Here is a 13,703-nt window from a genome sequence, read left to right as displayed (position 1 = left end):
TTTATAAATTCTCGTCTTTTGGAAACATCATTATGAATGACGTGCCTTCCGCCTCGCTCTCGACATGAACACTGCCACCATGCCACTGGGCGATCGAGCGTACGATCGCCAACCCTAGCCCGCCTGAATCTCCCGCACCGGTGCGTGCCGGATCGCAGCGATAAAAACGATCGAAGATACGGGCTTGATCCGCTGGATCAATGGGCTTCCCCTCGTTGTGCACCTTGATTGCCACCTTGTCGTCTACTGCATCACTGGCGATACGAATGGGCGTTCCTTCATGGCCATAGCGCAAGGCGTTGGCGAGCAGATTGGCCAGCGCCCGACGCAGCAGGTCAGGATTCGCCCGCACGGCACCGCTGGTCTGATTGATGAGCGCGCGGTCGTCATCCGCCGCCATTCCTTCGAAATACTCGCACAGCTGTTCGACGAGTTGGCCAAGATCGACGCTTTCCTGGATCATCTTCACCGAAGGGCTTTCGGTGCGGGCCAGAAACAGCATGCTATTGATCATACGAGACAGCCGCTCATACTCCTCGATATGGGACGCCAGCAGATATTGATACTCTTCTGGGGGTCGCTCCTGGCGCAGCACCTGCTGGGTATGCCCTAGCAAATTGTTCAGTGGCGTGCGCATCTCGTGGGCAAGATCCTCGGAGAATCGTGACAGCTGGGCAAATCCTTCCTCCAAGCGAGCCAGCATCTGATTCAGGGCAGCACTCAAATAACGCAGTTCCTCGACTTCGCTGTCGCTCTCCAGACGCAGGTTAAGATGCTGAACATCGATAGTTGCAGCCCGTCTGGCAAGTCTTCTCACCGGGCGCAACCCCCGGCGACTGATCCCCCATCCCGACAGGAACGCCAACAAGGCCCCTACGCCCAAGGACGACCAGAGCTTGTAGCGATAAGCCGCCAACATCTGATCCCGTTCATGAAGCAGTTTGCCCGCCACCATGGTGAGCCCCTTGCCATCCTGCTCGACGCTCTGCCACGCCAGGCGCGCGCGATGCGCCTTAGGGTAATCACCGAGTCGTACTTCAGCCGATTCTGGCATATCGGGCACCGCAAGACCGGCGGGATTAACCTCGATCAGCACATTCCCCCGGGCATCGAGAATCCACAGCAAGCTCTCGCGATTGCCCAGCATATTGGCATAAAGCTGCGGACGACGACGCAGCGCTGCCACGCTTTCACCGTCCTCAAGCAGGACTTCCATGCGTTCCAGCCGCCCCAGCAGCATCTGGTCGTCCCGCCAGGCGATCTCCCGGGTCAGGGACTGATAGAGATAAAAGCCGATGCTGCCCAACAGCACCATGCTGACGAGGGCGAACATCAGGGCCAGGCGAACACTCAACGAACGCGGCCAGCGCATCAATTCTGGGCCTCCAACACATAGCCCATGCCGCGCACCGTATGAATCAGCTTGATGTCGTAGGGATCGTCGACCTTGGCCCGCAGCCGCCGTACCGCCACCTCGACCACATTGGTATCGCTGTCGAAATTCATCTGCCACACCTGAGAGGCGATATAGGTACGCGACAACACCTCGCCCTCCCGTTCCAGCAGCAGATGCAGCAGCGCAAACTCCTTGTTGGTCAACGTCAAGCGCTCTTCTTTTCGCACCACCCGCCGGCGCAGCACGTCCATGTGCAGATCCGCCACCTGGAAATGCTCCGACTGCCGGGGCGGCACACGACGCAGCAAAGTACGCACTCGGGCCAACAGTTCGACGAAAGAAAAGGGTTTGATCAAGTAATCGTCCGCGCCAAGTTCCAGTCCCTTGACGCGATACTCGACCTCATCCCGGGCCGTGAGGAACAGCACCGGTGTCTGATGTCGGCGGCGAATGAGCTGAAGAAGCTGCCAACCGTCGAGCCCCGGGAGCATCACATCGAGAATGATCAGATCGAATTCGAACTCTTCAATGAGGTGTTGGCCGTCGTGGCCGTTTCGCGCCACGTCTACTACATAGCCGGACTCACCCAACCCTTTACGCAGATAGTCGGCAGTCTTGACCTCATCTTCCACCACTAGAATGCGCATATGATCGGCTCTTCGGAAAGGGCTTGGTTGAAAGGGCTTTGTTTGCTTAGCAGGAGCTTTATTTTGCAGAGGCAAGGCTAGCCGGATTGACGTTTCTTGCCCATTACAAAGTTGTAATGTTCGCGTAAGGAGACTGACGAAGGCCTGGTGGCATGATGGCGCAGTCATCAACCGGGAGGTATCCATGACCCTACGACTTGCCAGCCTATCCTTGCTAGGCGCCACCCTTCTGGCCGGAACTGCCATGGCGGATTCGATGCCGGGCCTTCAGCACAGGGACATGTCCCTGAAGCTAGCCAATCGGCTGGTAGATGCTACGCTTGAAGCCTGTCATGGCGATGATCGCACGGCCGTGGTAGCCGTTCTGGATCGCGGCGGCAACCTGGTTGCCTTGCAGCGTGACGATAATATCGGGCCGCACAATACCTTGGCTGCTCAGCGCAAGGCATATACGTCCATTTCGACCAAGTCGACCAGTCGCAAGATGGCCGAGATTGCACAAAACGACGCTTCTTCGGCCAATTTGACCACCATCGATGAATTGCTGCTACTCGGCGGCGGCGTACCGGTTCGTGTAGAAAACGAGGTCATCGGCGCCATTGGTGTCGCTGGCGCAAGCGGTTCCGCCATCGATGAAGGCTGCGCCATACAGGCCATCGATAACGTACTACCCAACCAGAAGCAATAGTAGCAAACACTTATTTTAGGAGAAAAAATGAAAGCACTATCTTCCGTAGTTGCCGGTATAGCACTATGTGGCGCAGCCACACTGGCCCAGGCCGCGGACAACCCCTTGAGTGTGCATGTGCTCAACATTCAGGACGGCAAACCATCTGGCGGTGTCAAAGTGATGCTAGAGAAACAGACCAACTCGGGCTGGGAAACACTCAACCAGGCAACAACCGAAGAGGATTCTGGACGTATCAGTGCCTTGTTCCCGGAAGACCAGGAATTCGAGTCCGGCGTCTACCGCGTGACTTTCGAGACCGGCGACTACTTCGACGCCCAGGGCGCCGAGACTTTCTTCCCGGAAATCCCGGTACCTTTCACGGTAGAAGACACCAGCCAGCACTACCATATTCCACTGCTGCTGAGCCCTTACGGCTACTCCACCTACCGTGGCAGCTAGGGCAGCGCCCCAGGCTCTACTAATGGTAGTTGTTGCCTAGAAAAACGCTCTGAAATGAACCACACCCCAAACGTTGGACATCCGTTGCAACGTTTGAGGTGTTTTCATGAGCAAGCACAGTAAACCATTCCAGCTCAAGATCGTGATGCCTTGTCTATCGGATGATGACTGCTTCCAAGACAACGCCGAGCGCCATGGCGCAGATTTGACCCTGTTATGCGCTTACTGCTTTGCGTCCTTGAATGCCTTGTTTTCGTCCACTGCTTCATCGGGTATAGAGCGCTTCGCCTCTCGGCCGAACAGGTTTTGCTTCTCCACGAGAAAATAGAGCACCACTCCAGCAGTCAAGCCCCAACCGGCGCCATATACTGCCAGTACCACAGCCATCGTACCCGCCACCCCGCGCTCGGCGGTGGTTTTGGTCTGCTCGATGCCCACCATCAGGCAGATGTAACCAGTCAGCAGCAAGGTCAAGGAGAGCGCGATGGGCAGCACAGGCTGAAACATGCTGACCAGTGGTAAAGCGAACAGGGCGATAAAGCCAGTGATCCAGAAAGTCCCCCCACCACTGTAGATGGATTCCATGGCGTTGCGGCCATACTTGTAGCGCTCGGCCATGGTCGCGGTCACGGCGGTCCAGATTGGCCCGGCCAGACCTGGGTAAGGCGCCAGGAAGGCATGCATGAGGTTGCGAATGGCGGTGACATGGTGAATTCGATCGGTACTGTAGTCGATCTTCTCATCAGTGCGTAGATGATCGACCCGTGCCATCAGGGTGCGACCCACCACAATGTCACCGAAGGCAATGACATAGGCGATCACCGCGGTAGGCACCGCCAGCAGAAAGACATCCAGGCTTGGGAAGCCCACCATGAACGGCAGGTAAGTCCACATGTCACCGAAATTGGGTTGAGTGATGCCCCACTCGATGTTCGGAAGCGGGTATTCGCCAATCGCCCAGGCCACCAGGATGGCGATGACCATGCCCGGTACCATGCCATAGTTGGAAATTCTGCGAATCATGGCGTGACTCTGAACCCAGCCTCGAAATGCCGCGGAGAACAGCATGAAGACCGCGACCAGCATGCCAATGATCAGTGAAATCGGCGTTTCCGCCAGTCGCCCCCCTTCCTGAATCTCGCCAGTGATGGCAGCAATACCGGCCCCTATGATGATCCCTGCCTGTAACGAGTTGGGCACCAGATGCACCAGTTTTCGGCCCAGCCCGGTCACCCCCAGGAGGAAAAAGATCAGGAACACTAGAAACTGCAGGGCAAACAGCGCCTGGATGGCTTCCGTACCCGGCTCGAAGTCCCCCAGGAAAACCAGCACCACGGGGATCGCAGGGGTGATCCAGCCAGGCACCATGGGTACACCCAGCAACGCCGGCAGCATGAAACCGATGCCACACACCACCACGAAGGCAAGAGCTATGTCGTAGGGCAGGCCCAGGTACTGCTCGAGCAATGGGATCATGGCCAGGCTGACGACGAACATGATCAGCGCCTGGATCATTTCCGCCATTTCCCAGCGGTAATGGATGAAGGGTACGCGGATCTTGAACGGCCCCGCAGGCCAGCAGGGTTGCTCTTCACCATCTTTGCGTTGTTTTAATTGCATGCGGATCTCCTGATCGCTAGGCAGTAGCGAGCGTATTAGCGGATAAGTGATGGGTGGTGCATGACATTTCCCTGCCGACACAACGTCCTGCAATGCAGAACGTGATCCAGTGGCAAGGCGCGTATCAGCAGTGAACCTCGAAGTCACCGAAGCCCTGCATAGCCAGCACAATCACAGGGTGCTCTACTCGGCCCACCAGCAGCCACTGATGAACAGTATAGCCAGTGCTCTAGCGCTTGATCGCATAAAAGAGTTACTACCGCCGGCCTGTTGGGCGGCGATGGTCTCCCCGATAAAGCCCAGACCGGCGACTGGTTCGAAACCCGCTATACCGACACCTTCTTCCCGGAAACCCCGGTGCCCTTTACGATGGAGGACACTAGCCAGCACTACCACATTCCACTGAATGGGCTCTCCACAAATAATATCCCCACACCACGTTCGCTTGGCTTCCGCTGGACGAATGCTATTTACCTACGAATTTCGGACGACGTTTCTCGACAAAGGCTGCTACACCTTCCAGCGCATCCAGGGTTGGAGCTATACGCGCGAACGCCGCTTCTTCGATCGCAAGACCATCGTCAATCGACGCATCCATGCCGCGATGGATCGCTGCGAGTGCGGCCGCCAGTGTCAGTGGAGGTTTGGTGGCAAGCTCATTCGCCAGCGCTATTGCCTCTCCCAGTAGATCAGCGTCCGCCACGACACGATTGATCAAGCCTAGGCTGGCTGCCTCCTTTGAGGTGAACACGCGCCCGGTCAGGATCAACTCAATCGCCGCCTTCCGCCCGACATTGCGCGGCAAGCGCTGAGTACCCCCAAAGGTCGGAATTATCCCGATATTAATCTCGGCCTTCGAGAATGTAGCGGTCTCAGCCGAAAGCGCGATGTGAGCAGATTCCGTCAGTTCGCACCCGCCGCCGAACGCAATTCCATTTACCGCTGCGATAATCGGCTTGGGGAAGGATTCCACGCGCCGGGTCATCTGATGGCCGGGACGCATGAAGTGCATGACGGCATCCGCCGGCCCATTCCGCATATGTTTCTGAAACGCCGCAATGTCGGCTCCGGCACTGAACGCTCGTCCAGCTCCCGTTATCACGATGGCGCGGACGGATGAGTCGAGTTCGATGCTATTCAACGCATGCATTAAGTCGGAAATTAACTCGTTGCTAAGTGCGTTAAGCTTGTCGGGTCGGTTTAGCGTCAAGATCGCCACTGCGTCACGATCCTCACGTAATAAAACTGGGGACGATTGCTGCTCGCTCATGATCATATCTCCTTGATGTCGCCTCGGATCATAGGATTTTCACATGCCATGTTTTCTCAGCCGTCAACCACTTTATGCTCCTGACCGATAGGGGTATTTACGCGATGATGCCTCTTGCCGCATAACGGCAAAGCTCAGCCGACGCTGAACCGCACAGCGGTTCAGCGATCGACTTGAGCGCCTTGTCCGGCGAGACTGGACGATAAGTACTCCTGCGCCGCGAAGTCGTGGCACGGCAAGATAACGAGCTCCGGTAAGCGCTGCTTGAGACCGCGTACCTTTGCATACGAGGAAAGCAGTTGAGCCTTGTCTCCGGTACCGGGTAGTTGATCCTTCATCAGCAACTCCGCTTCATACGCCAGGTCACCGATCAGCAGCACGGGCGCTCTGCCCTTGATCCGAGCCAACATGGAAATTGACCCCGGCGTGTGCCCAGGCGTGGGTAGCAGGATCAGCGAGCCGTCATTCATCACGTCATGACAACCGCCAAACGGCGCCAGGAGGGGGTCATCAGTGTGTTCGAAGTCCACGAGTTGCCATCGGGCTCCGGGACGCTGCACATGCTCCCTGAAGATGAAGTCTCTCTCTGGGTGAGGTCCGGACAGCTGGTCCCACTCATTGCGACTGACAAGAAGATCTGCGTGCGGAACCTTGGCAATGCCTCCGACATGATCAAAGTGCAAGTGCGAGACGACAACCTTGCGGACATCGGCTACGTCAAATCCCAAACCGGCCAGCTTGTTTGTCAGCGTCTCATCCGGTTGCAATCTGAGCCGAAACAACCTGCGCATGAAGAACCGCCCTATGGCACTGTCGACGTAATTCGGATTCGTCAGAATGGCGGTGTCCAGCCCAGCATCGAACAAGATCAAGCCTTCGGGATGCTCGATCACAAATACGTTGATTGGCACTTCGACCCAGTTGTCCGAGAACAAGACCCACCACATCCGCGGGAGCCTGGTTCCATATCGGTGTTCCGCGTGTATGCTGCCGGTGCCCGTCGAAAAGACATGCAAGCCTCTGATAAGGCTATCTTCCTCGGTCATTGGTGATGCCTCTCCAGACTCGAGCCCTGCTCTAGACGGGTCATTTGCGCCCAGCAGTGATTGAGTAGCCTGCACGAATATTGAATAAACATGCCAACACGTTCAATCGAATGAACACGCCATCATCATGGCCACGAACTTCCTGTCGAACAACGAGTTCGCGATGGACTCGCTTTCCCCTCTTGTACTAGCGGAAGACTCCAGTGGCTCAGCCTATGACTGTAAGCTCGTGACCCTTGCGTAACGCGTCGACCTCCCGCTAATCATCATTAACAAGAAATTGCCCAGTACCTTCGTCTCATGTATCCCGAGGCCCTATAACCTTGTGCTCTATCAGAGGATATTCTCGGCTGGCGGCAACTCCTGAAAGATGCTGTTTTCCATCCATGTCGCCACGTTATCCACCAAATACCGGTTCCCGATGATGGATATTTCCTTGCTCCGCTTGGCCTTGCGATAGGAGCTCCTCCCCATCCAGATATCGGCCATCGTGCTGACGGTGGTCGTGAAGTACACATCCACGTCCTTGCCTGGGTCCTTGTCGCAAGCGTCCACCTCGCCGTCAGTGGCAATGAGCCACCAGTCCGCCTTGTCCGTCATGTCGGTGAAGCTGAACCGGATCACGGTCTCGACCTCGGGAAGCTTGTCGGTTCGCACACTGCGCTGCAGATACAGCATCAGCAGCTCGACGTCGTAATCCTGAGCGCGCAGGTTCGATCTCGCCCAGCGCATGCCCCACTCCCCGAGCGACAGGAGTATGGGCCGAAGCTCCTTGCATGACTCGGTCGGGAAATATTCATAGCTGCGCTGGCCCGAGGTCTTCTTGCGGAAGATCATGCCGCGGTCCTCGAGATCAGTCAGACGTCGAGTCAGCAACGACGGCGAAATGGTACCCAAACCACGCTGCAATTCGGAAAACCTGCGACTTCCCATCAGGATCTCCCGAATGATCAGGATGGTCCATTTCTCGCCGATGATCTCGGAGGCCTTGGCGATCGGGCAGAACTGGCCGTACTCCATTCTGCGGCTCCTGTCGCCGGCACTTCAGAACCGAGAGTGCACTACTTCCCATAGTGTAGTGCGCTCCTACACAACGTGAACTGTCGCCTGCAATGGCTCTTCTCCACGCTGAACTAACTGGCCCACAACTCCGTGCCCAGCGGTCTAGCCACGAAGGAGAGTCCAAATGAACAGCTTTCAAATCCATACCCCATCCACAGCGTCCGCGGCCTCCGTGCCCATTTTGTCCGGCATCACCGACAAGATCGGCTTCTTGCCCAACGTGTTCGCGATTCTCGGGGGCAACACCCCGGCACTGACGGCATTCATGACGCTGAACCAGCAGTTCGGTGCCAGCAGTTTCACCCCACTCGAACGCGAGATCATCCAGACCGCGGTCAGCGTCCGCAACGACGGAGCTTACTGCGTCGCTGGCCACTCGGCTTTCGCGCATTTCCAAGCCCTGGACGAAGCCGAAATCGCGGCCGTTCGCAGCGGCGCCGCCCTCTCCGATCCCAGGCTCGAGGCCCTACGCCGCTTCGCCGAGCGTCTCCTTGATACCAAGGGCCGCCACGCAGAGGCGGATGTGCGAGCATTCCTTGCCGCCGGATACGATGCGGATCAGGTCTACGACGTGATTCTCGGTATCACCGTCAAGGTATTCAGCAACCTGGCTAGCAGCGTTACCAATATTCCGCTGGATGACGCCTTCGCGCCCTTCGCGTGGTCGGCGCACGAGAACGACAATGAGTAGGTTGCCGGCCTTCGCCACGGCCCTGGCCGGCCTGATCCTCGGCGTGGTCGTTATCCTGGTCCTCGCAGCCGCCACTCTGGAGGCGGATAGTCGCGAGACCGGGCCTGGTATCGCGCCAGTCACCGATGCCGACTTCTACGACGACGGTCGTCCATCGTCGGCGAAAGTGGCGCTCGGACAGGCGCTGTTCTTCGACAAGCTTCTGTCAGGCAATCGCAACATTGCCTGCGCCACCTGCCACCACCCCCGACACGCCTCGACCGATCAGGTATCGCTGGGGCTCGGCACCGGCGCCTCGGGGCTCGGGCTGGAACGGACCGCCGGGGCGAACCAGCCGGTTTTCGGTCGCGTGCCGCGCAACAGCCCGGCGCTCTTCAACCGTGGCGCCCGCGAGTTCGCGACGATGTTCCACGACGGTCGTGTGGAGCAAGATGCGAACGGAACCTGGCCAAGCGGCTTCTGGACACCGGCCCGCGAACAGCTGCCCGCGGGTCTCGACAACGTGCTGGCGGCGCAGGCCATGTTCCCGGTGCTTTCATCCGTCGAGATGGCCGGTCACAAGGGCGAGAACGAGATCGCCGATGCAGTGGCCGCCAACCGCCTGAACGAGGCCTGGAACCTGCTGGCGGCAAGACTGCGCACCGTCCCCGCCTACGTGGCACTGTTCCGTGATGCCTATCGGGAGATCGCGACGGCCGAGGACATCAGCTTCGTGCACGCCGCCAACGCCATCGCGGCCTTCGAGGCGACGGCGTTTCGCGCCGACGCAAGTCCGTTCGACCGCTATCTGCGCAGCGGCGATACGAGCGTGCTGGGCACCCCCGCCGAACGCGGCATGCAGCTCTTCTACGGCAAGGCCGGCTGCAGCAGTTGCCATTCCGGTCCGTTCCAGACCGACCAGGCGTTTCACGCCGTCGCCATGCCGCAGATCGGCCCCGGCAAGGGCGATGGTGCCGACGAAAGCTACTGGCAGGAAACCGGCTTTCCGGTTCGGCTGGAGGATCGCGGCCGCTACCGCGTGACCTACGATAGCGCCGATCTGTACAAGTTCCGCACCCCCAGCCTGCGCAATGTCGAGCTGACCGGCCCCTGGGGTCATGCCGGCGCCTATGCCTCGCTCGAGGCGGTGGTGCGCCACATGCTCGATCCGGTGGCGAGTCTCGACGCCTACGCCATCGATCAAGCGATCCTGGCCACGCCTGAAGCGGTGATCGCCATCAGTGGTAGCGGCGCCACGCTGCGCTTCGACCCGGTCAATCCCGCGCGTCTCGGCGATTACCGCAAACGCGATGGCTGGGTGCAGGCCACTCCTGCCTTGCGTGGCGCCATCGCCGCTGCCAACGAACTGCCGTCACGTGCACTCGGCGACGACGAGATCGATGATCTCATCGCCTTCCTGAAGGCACTGACCGACCCGACGAGCCGCGAACTGGACCACCTCGTCCCCGCGGCCGTGCCCAGCGGCCTGCCGGTCGCTGATTAAACCTCAACCGTACGTATGGCCAAAAGGTACAAACAAATGAAAACCTTTATTGAATACGCCACCACCGCCTGCGCCGTTGCCACGCTCGCCACCCCCGCCTGGTCGGAAACGGCCCGCTACGACGATCCCGTCAACATCGATCTGACCTTCGTCTATCACATCGATGCCGACATGGCCGAACAGGATGTGTTCGTCGTCCGAGAAGCCGGCGCCACCGAGGTATTCCGCGCTACCGCAGCCGACCGCGACATGGGCCAGCCGCTCTATGCCTCGGCGCAACCGCAAGCGCATTCGCCGTTCGATATCGAGGCACTCGGACCTTACCCCAAGGGCGCAGCCATCGATATGACGCTTGGCGAATGGTTCGGCGCCTCGGGCAGCGGTAGCTACAGTTGCGAGGATGGCGCAGCGGAGATCGATGTAGCATTCGACGGGCTGGTGCCCGAGGGCGTCTACACGATGTGGCACTTCTTCATGGCCATGCCGCCAACCGACCCGTTCATCGGCACCTACGACCTGCCACTCGGAAGCCGTGACGGCAGCGACAGCGTGTTCACCGCTGACGCCGACGGCACGGCACGCTTCCAGCGCAGCTTCAAGCCCTGCCTGCAGCTAGGCGGCGAACATCTGATGTCGGGGCTGGCAATTGCCTGGCACAGCGATGGCCAGACCTATGGCGTGAAGCCCGGCGAATTCGGTCTCAACAGCCACATCCAACTGTTCCTCGGCCTGCCGCCCCGTGCCGGCATGTGACGTCCACCGCCGCCGCGCCCGATGAGGGCGTGGTGGCACTGCTATTGAGTTCCGCCACCAATGTCGCTTAAGCCAAGCGACTTGCCAAGGTCGGAATGGATGCGGCGATTGCTTCCAGATGCTGCTCAACTTCTGCCTGAAGGCGGACTGTAGTGACGCTTATTGCTATACCTCCGAACTCATCGACTACAATGTATTACAGCAAAGCTAACGAAGGTCCGCTAAAGAATCCAAAGCCTAAGTTAGCTTGCTTAAATCCAGACATCGTTCTGGGCCGTGTGCTCGCCGAAATCATTGCCAGTGTTTAGAACTCCTCGTGGCTCGATAAGAAGAATTTTAACTTCGTTTTCCGCATATGGCTTGTGTTCGACCCCTTTCGGGACAACGTACATCTCACCCTGCGATAGATTTACAGAGCCGTCTCGGAAATCAATTCGCAGATCCCCTTCCAAGACAATAAACGTTTCGTCTGTATCCTCGTGCTGGTGTCAAACGAAGTCACCCTCGACCTTCACTACCTTGAACTGATAGTCATTCATCTCGGCGATTACTTTCGGCGTCCACTGCTCTTGAAACAGGGACAGCTTCTCAGCAAAATTAATTGCGATGTGGCTCATTAATTTTTCCTCTTTGTAGCCAACGCCCGGCTCATGCGTTGGTTTGGGACTGTGAAGCACCGGGAAAGGAATCGTCGTGCAGCCGTTTGTTGAAAGCCAATCTAGCTAAAAGCCTATTCTGATTACTTTGATGAAAATCCCAGAATCGGTTACAGAATGTTTCTTACTGTCTTTGAAGCTAAAAACTGTACACTTATAAGGAGTCATTTAGATCTGCTAAGCATGAAAATCTACTTGTAAAGTATCAATTGCCTTTCGGGCAGCTGCTAACGACATGTACCTTTGTAAAATTATTTGAACCCCAAAAAAATCTAATAATTACTAGAAGATTTACACGAATATTGAATAAACGTGCTGGCATCTTCAAGCTAATGAACATGTCATCACTATGACCGCCAATCTATTAATTTTACTTTGGATACGAATTTTTAGCAGCATATCAAAAATTCGCGAACTAGCCAGCTTGACGATCATTCTGGTTGTCGTCGTCATGCATGTGATTTACCTGCGTAGCCTATGTCACATAGTGGAAAAGTGACACCATACAAAATGCCGCCTCAGAGTTTTGAATAACCCAATTACAACGTGCGGCGACAACGGCTTTCATTCTAGCCCAGACCACGCAATCGTCTTGAATGAAGTATCAAGTTTGCGAACCGGAAAGCTCGGCATACCAGTCGGCATAGGGCGTATTCTTGGCCAGGTAACGATTGAAGTCCTTGGCACCATCCGTCCACCACACTGGACCGCGCTCGCCCAACCCGACTTTGGCAGCATCCACGGCTTTTCTTGCGGCAGTCAGGCGTTCTTCATCCTCCTCTTTACGGGCGATCTTTACCTCGCGTCGCGCCGTCATCAAGTCCTGTACTAGCGCTTCGCGCTCATGTTCGGGCAGGTGAGGATTGCTCGCGCGCCAGAGGCGACCGCGAACGACGATGTAGCGGCCATCCGGTGTGATAGGTGGTTTCAAGTCGTACGACCTTCAATGGTTGGAAATAGTAGAGTTATAACGAAGACTTGCTTTAAGTTTTGCTACGTCTTCGACCGGAAGCGAATCTCCATCGTCATAGTTTGCTTCGAATGTCAGACAACACCGAATCAGCGCTCCGGCCCGTGTCACCATCCGCTTCAAAAGCGTCCAGTCGTCTATTCAGCGCTTGTCGCTGCTCCTGGGTGAATGGTAGCACCTGCTGATTAGACTCAATGCTATCCCAAAGATCCTCGACCAGCTGGATTCGTTGCTCAATGGGAAGATCATGTAACGAGGCATTCATGGTGACCACTCCTCTCTAAGGTGGTGTCTACAAAATGCCTGCACTTGGCAATATAGCGTTGAAATTGATCTGGTGCGCCAGCCCCGTCTAAATGCTCATTTACACCCAGTAAACTGCGCTTTTTCGTTCAATTTCGCCTTGTCTTGCCTTCGTTCGCCTGTTTTGTAAACACGGCGGCCTCAAGTTCCAAACGCGACACTATTGGCGTGTGTCTGGTCCAGCGACTGATTTCTTGAGAATGTCCACGTAAGCCTCCGGCGGCATCCGCCTGTTCAAGGTCTTACGTAGCTGTGTGTTCAGCGAATCAGCAATCGTATCGAGCTCGTCCTGGCTGTATACCGAGAGGTTAGTACCCTTTAGCAGGTGCTACCGCTGTAGGCCGTTGGTATTGAGAAGGTAACCATGATCAGATCGCCCTCTCAGTGACCGGGCATCAGGCGGTCCTTCATCTTGGGCTATCACAGGTGAATGCTGACCAGATCAGGAATCTGACCACGTCAATCCTTGCCACCCTTGCCATGGCTGCGTGTGGTCGGCGTTTACCCTTGCCTTGTCTCAGGCAAGCGATAAGCTCTTTCTTGAAGCTATCGCGGGGTATTGCATGGAGCGCGTTGTAAATGGCCTTGGGAGAGGCCTAGCGCTGAGTATCATCAGGAAACATGCTTTTTTCATTAAATAACTAGTATCTTTTCATTAGATACATTTAACTATTCGC

The 13,703-nt window shown here is 56.8% G+C and carries 14 protein-coding genes and 3 pseudogenes; 6 read left to right on the top strand and 11 right to left on the bottom strand.

Features of this window, described 5'->3' with window-relative positions; genetic code table 11:
• Window position 1: 1 nt before the first annotated feature.
• Both H7850_RS02660 and H7850_RS02655 read right to left on the bottom strand, forming a co-directional pair.
• Complete coding sequence (locus tag H7850_RS02660) at window positions 2–1,372, bottom strand: heavy metal sensor histidine kinase (protein WP_227367839.1); 1,371 nt, start codon at window positions 1,370–1,372, stop codon at window positions 2–4.
• Window positions 1,372–2,043, bottom strand: a complete 672-nt coding sequence (locus H7850_RS02655; RefSeq protein WP_227367838.1) for a heavy metal response regulator transcription factor — start codon at window positions 2,041–2,043, stop codon at window positions 1,372–1,374. Before H7850_RS02655 ends, H7850_RS02660 begins: the two co-directional genes overlap by 1 nt.
• A 184-nt stretch (window positions 2,044–2,227) precedes the next feature.
• Here H7850_RS02655 and H7850_RS02650 point away from each other — a divergent pair, with 184 nt between their 5' ends.
• Both H7850_RS02650 and uraH read left to right on the top strand, forming a co-directional pair.
• Window positions 2,228–2,731, top strand: coding sequence for a GlcG/HbpS family heme-binding protein (locus tag H7850_RS02650; protein WP_227367837.1), 504 nt, complete (start codon window positions 2,228–2,230; stop codon window positions 2,729–2,731).
• A 27-nt stretch (window positions 2,732–2,758) separates the two neighbouring features.
• The gene (uraH, locus tag H7850_RS02645; RefSeq protein ID WP_227367836.1) at window positions 2,759–3,172 is read left to right on the top strand and encodes a hydroxyisourate hydrolase; all 414 of its coding nucleotides are present in this window, start codon (window positions 2,759–2,761) and stop codon (window positions 3,170–3,172) included.
• Window positions 3,173–3,394: 222 nt separating this feature from the next.
• Here uraH and H7850_RS02640 read toward each other — a convergent pair whose 3' ends face one another.
• Window positions 3,395–4,792, bottom strand: a complete 1,398-nt coding sequence (locus H7850_RS02640) for a solute carrier family 23 protein (RefSeq protein ID WP_227367835.1) — start codon at window positions 4,790–4,792, stop codon at window positions 3,395–3,397.
• 270 nt (window positions 4,793–5,062) lie between these two features.
• Between H7850_RS02640 and H7850_RS02635 the strand changes: the two are divergent.
• Window positions 5,063–5,185, top strand: a pseudogene (locus H7850_RS02635) (hypothetical protein); the annotation flags it as partial.
• Between the two features lie 73 nt (window positions 5,186–5,258).
• Here H7850_RS02635 and H7850_RS02630 read toward each other — a convergent pair.
• The 3 genes from H7850_RS02630 to H7850_RS02620 all read right to left on the bottom strand — a co-directional run bounded on the left by H7850_RS02630 (window position 5,259) and on the right by H7850_RS02620 (window position 8,128).
• Window positions 5,259–6,062 (bottom strand): enoyl-CoA hydratase-related protein, encoded by an 804-nt coding sequence (locus H7850_RS02630; RefSeq protein ID WP_227367834.1) that lies wholly within the window; start codon window positions 6,060–6,062, stop codon window positions 5,259–5,261.
• Between the two features lie 161 nt (window positions 6,063–6,223).
• Window positions 6,224–7,108 carry an N-acyl homoserine lactonase family protein gene (locus H7850_RS02625; protein ID WP_227367833.1) on the bottom strand — a complete coding sequence of 295 codons (885 nt, stop codon included), beginning with the start codon at window positions 7,106–7,108 and terminating at the stop codon, window positions 6,224–6,226.
• A gap of 333 nt (window positions 7,109–7,441) precedes the next feature.
• Window positions 7,442–8,128: a winged helix-turn-helix transcriptional regulator gene (locus H7850_RS02620; RefSeq protein ID WP_227367832.1), complete on the bottom strand. Its 687-nt coding sequence runs from the start codon at window positions 8,126–8,128 to the stop codon at window positions 7,442–7,444.
• A 214-nt stretch (window positions 8,129–8,342) separates the two neighbouring features.
• Here H7850_RS02620 and H7850_RS02615 point away from each other — a divergent pair, with 214 nt between their 5' ends.
• Genes H7850_RS02615 through H7850_RS02605 form a run of 3 tightly spaced genes read left to right on the top strand, consistent with a single transcriptional unit; the run spans window position 8,343 to window position 11,097 of the window.
• Complete coding sequence (locus H7850_RS02615) at window positions 8,343–8,861, top strand: carboxymuconolactone decarboxylase family protein (protein ID WP_227367831.1); 519 nt, start codon at window positions 8,343–8,345, stop codon at window positions 8,859–8,861.
• Window positions 8,854–10,344, top strand: coding sequence for a cytochrome-c peroxidase (locus H7850_RS02610; RefSeq protein ID WP_227367830.1), 1,491 nt, complete (start codon window positions 8,854–8,856; stop codon window positions 10,342–10,344). Before H7850_RS02615 ends, H7850_RS02610 begins: the two co-directional genes overlap by 8 nt.
• Before the next feature lie 36 nt (window positions 10,345–10,380).
• Window positions 10,381–11,097, top strand: a complete 717-nt coding sequence (locus H7850_RS02605; protein WP_227367829.1) for a hypothetical protein — start codon at window positions 10,381–10,383, stop codon at window positions 11,095–11,097.
• A gap of 251 nt (window positions 11,098–11,348) precedes the next feature.
• On the opposite strand, the pseudogene H7850_RS18215 reads toward H7850_RS02605, so the two are convergent.
• From H7850_RS18215 to H7850_RS18310, 5 genes and pseudogenes are all read right to left on the bottom strand, one after another.
• A pseudogene (locus tag H7850_RS18215) lies at window positions 11,349–11,573 on the bottom strand (cupin domain-containing protein); the annotation flags it as partial.
• 12 nt (window positions 11,574–11,585) lie between these two features.
• On the bottom strand, window positions 11,586–11,714 hold the full coding sequence (locus H7850_RS18210; RefSeq protein WP_319799256.1) for a hypothetical protein: 129 nt from the start codon (window positions 11,712–11,714) through the stop codon (window positions 11,586–11,588).
• Window positions 11,715–12,357: 643 nt separating this feature from the next.
• Entirely contained in the window at window positions 12,358–12,684 is a 327-nt protein-coding gene (locus H7850_RS02595; RefSeq protein WP_227367828.1) for a hypothetical protein, read from the bottom strand.
• Window positions 12,685–12,778: 94 nt separating this feature from the next.
• Entirely contained in the window at window positions 12,779–12,988 is a 210-nt protein-coding gene (locus tag H7850_RS02590) for an addiction module protein (RefSeq protein WP_227367827.1), read from the bottom strand.
• Window positions 12,989–13,449: 461 nt separating this feature from the next.
• Window positions 13,450–13,613: pseudogene (locus tag H7850_RS18310) on the bottom strand (IS30 family transposase); the annotation flags it as partial.
• Between the last annotated feature and the right edge of the window lie 90 nt (window positions 13,614–13,703).

Source organism: Halomonas sp. M20 (assembly GCF_020622265.1).
Lineage (GTDB): Bacteria > Pseudomonadota > Gammaproteobacteria > Pseudomonadales > Halomonadaceae > Modicisalibacter.
This window is presented reverse-complemented; position numbering and strand designations above follow the sequence as displayed.